Origin of the sequence: Intrasporangium chromatireducens Q5-1 (genome assembly GCF_000576575.1) — a bacterium.
In the GTDB taxonomy this organism is placed as follows: Bacteria; Actinomycetota; Actinomycetes; order Actinomycetales; family Dermatophilaceae; genus Intrasporangium_A; species Intrasporangium_A chromatireducens.
In genome coordinates this window covers 1-597 of the sequence record NZ_AWQS01000569.1, presented here as the reverse complement: position 1 = coordinate 597, position 597 = coordinate 1, and the positions used below count along the sequence as shown (strand labels likewise).

1 protein-coding gene is annotated in these 597 nt (G+C 67.5%); it reads right to left on the bottom strand.

From position 1 onward, the window contains the following. Positions 1 to 323 precede the first annotated feature (323 nt). Positions 324 to 597: hypothetical protein (locus N864_RS25825; protein WP_205621050.1), on the bottom strand; the 274-nt coding region annotated here is incomplete at its 5' end.

Here is a 597-nt window from a genome sequence, read left to right as displayed (position 1 = left end):
AGAGGTCCCCGGACAACCACTCGCAACCGCGATCACCGACAACCAAAGGACCAAGATCAACAGGCTGGTGAAGGTTTCCGCGTACAGTCGGTGCCGCACTGCTTGCAGTTTCCTCCGAGTCGAAAATCCCGATGGCCAGCCAACGCATTTTGGGCGGCCCAGCGGCACCTGCCCACGACGTCCCCCGCTACAGGCAGGCCGTCAGGTGCTTGGCGAGCGGCTACTTCTTTCATCGACGGCAGGACCGATGCCCGCCGCCGCTGAGCGAGTCCGATGGATAACCCCACTCGGTCGCCGCTTCGCCATCCCGCGCCCGCAGTCGGCTACGCGCCGAGCTCCCGCGCCTTCTCGACGAATCGTCGCGCCGCGGCCTGGCGACCGGCCACGCACTGCACCAGCCAGCGGTAGGGGTCGAGCCAGTCGCCAGTCGGGAGCTCCACGTAGCACATGCCACGGCCGGGATCGAGGTGCCACCGTGCGGTGTCCGAGTTCGCGACCACCCAGTCGCACAGGTACACCGCGAGGTCGTGCCCGGCCTGCTCGGCGTCGACGTCGTCCGGGTGGGATGTTGAGCGACACCTTGGTTGCGGATGGGGC